The organism is Myxacorys almedinensis A (assembly GCF_010091945.1).
Classification (GTDB): Bacteria; Cyanobacteriota; Cyanobacteriia; order Leptolyngbyales; family Leptolyngbyaceae; genus Myxacorys; species Myxacorys almedinensis.
In genome coordinates, this window is sequence record NZ_WVIE01000055.1 from 1 (window position 1) to 1,748 (window position 1,748).

Consider the following 1,748-nt stretch of genomic DNA (forward strand, 5'->3'; position numbering starts at 1 on the left):
TAAAAATACCAAAAGCCTTGTTGGATTGCTGGTCTAGCCTCCTGTGCTACGCTGCTTGAATTGGATAAAGTCGAGCTGAGTAGGTCTCAAGTTTACCGCTGATCGCGGTTGGTTGTTGCATGGGTTTAGCGATCGCGCTTTGATTTCTCAAGAGGTTGATTGCTCGATGGTTTATGCGACCCTTGCGGTATCTGCAAAGCAGCGCGCGCTTGGTTGTTGAATGGGTTTATCGACCCTTGCAGTATCTGCGAAGCAGCGCGCGCTCTGATTGTCGATCGCTTGATTGTTTGTGCGATCGCAGTTCAGGTAATCGACCAAAAATCACAGTGGAATGTAGACAATGCGATCGTAAAATTCAGCGATCGCATCAACTTCAGCAATCAAAATCAAATCATCCAGAATTTCCCCCAAAGATGCCTTGGGTCTGAGCGCGAAAATCCCAGGAATATGCTGCCCACAATCGAGGTGTTCAACCAAGTGAATTGGCATTGATCGACGATTGTTCGTGATCAGAATAAAGTCATGCTGTTCACACCATTCGAGAATTACTGGATCAAGCATTCCTTTAGGTGGAGTTCCAGGATCGCCAACCGCCCAAACCGTTATATCTGGTTTACGTCTCAACAACTGCATTTGATAGCTCGGTGGCAGGTTTTCATCAATCAAATATCTAACCATGCACTGTCAAACTGCGTTCCGCCTTAATCTGTTTCAGACGAGCCACGATCGCCGATGGATTCTCGTCCTGTTCCCGCTCCACTTGAGTACAATAGTCCAACCAATCTGCCAAATACTGAGTCACCTGAGCTTGGTTATGCAGATAGTAGAGAATCGTTGCGTAGATCTGTTCAAGCGTGATCTGAGGATAGATCTGAGCAATCTCTTCAGCCGTGCGCTGTTGATGAATATAAGCATAGAGAATCGTTTCGATGCCCATGCGCGTCCCTTTCAGACGAATATCATCCGCACAAACGAAGTCAAAGTAATGTTCTAGTTCCACGGTAAAATTCTGCTTGCCGTCTTCTAAATTTTGGCACAGAATTGCTCTACCGCTAATCCTGCTCTGATTGTTGATCGCTGGATGGTTTGTGCGACCCTTGCGGTATCTGCAAAGCAGCGCGCGCTTGGTTGTTGAATGGGTTTATCGACCCTTGCGGTATCTGCGAAGCAGCGCGCGCTCAGTTGTCGATCGCTCAACGACTTTATCGATCGCTCCCCCATTTCCTCAAGCCTTACCGAGGGTCACGATCATTATTCCCATGCTCAAGAGTTAGCAATCGCGCTTGGTTGTTGATCGTTGGATGATTTTAGCGATCGCCAAATCTGCCAATGCGATCCCTATATCTGCTAGCGCGATTGTGCTTCGAGAGCGTTGAGCGATCAGAGACACGCGATCGCGCCTCTCATCCTACGACCCTTGCGGTATCTGCGTAGCAGCGCGCATTCTGATATCGATCGGGCTATCCTCGAAAGTGCGATCGCGCCTCTGATTCTGCGACCCTTGCGGTATCTGCGTAGCAGCGCGCACTCATAGTAGTCTCTGGGTTCTATGTGAAGCGCGATCGCTGAACGTTTCGGAGATGCGATCGCGCTTTTCATTCTGCGACCCTTGCGGTATCTGCGTAGCAGCACGTACACATTCTCCTGAATTTACCGGGGATAAAACACCCGCTCAAAAGGCTGATTTCGGTAACGACGGTAGACATCAAAATCCTTGTCCAGCGTTGCGATACCTGGAATATTCAACC

At 48.8% G+C, this 1,748-nt stretch carries 3 protein-coding genes; 1 reads left to right on the forward strand and 2 read right to left on the reverse strand.

Going from position 1 to position 1,748, the window contains the following annotated elements; all coding sequences use genetic code 11:
* Nucleotides 1–321 precede the first annotated feature (321 nt).
* Nucleotides 322–678, reverse strand: a complete 357-nt coding sequence (locus GS601_RS22540; RefSeq protein WP_162425538.1) for a DUF5615 family PIN-like protein — start codon at nt 676–678, stop codon at nt 322–324.
* Nucleotides 671–1,000, reverse strand: a complete 330-nt coding sequence (locus tag GS601_RS22545) for a DUF433 domain-containing protein (RefSeq protein WP_162425539.1) — start codon at nt 998–1,000, stop codon at nt 671–673. Before GS601_RS22545 ends, GS601_RS22540 begins: the two co-directional genes overlap by 8 nt.
* 135 nt (nt 1,001–1,135) lie before the next feature.
* Here GS601_RS22545 and GS601_RS22550 point away from each other — a divergent pair, with 135 nt between their 5' ends.
* On the forward strand, nt 1,136–1,294 hold the full coding sequence (locus GS601_RS22550) for a hypothetical protein (RefSeq protein WP_162425540.1): 159 nt from the start codon (nt 1,136–1,138) through the stop codon (nt 1,292–1,294).
* The last annotated feature ends 454 nt before the right edge of the window (nt 1,295–1,748 follow it).

Coding starts and splice junctions, on each gene's coding strand:
- GS601_RS22550 (WP_162425540.1), top strand. CDS start 1,136: ATGGGTTTATCGACCCTTGCGGTATCTGCGAAGCAGCGCGCGCTCAGT.
- GS601_RS22540 (WP_162425538.1), bottom strand. CDS start 678: ATGGTTAGATATTTGATTGATGAAAACCTGCCACCGAGCTATCAAATG.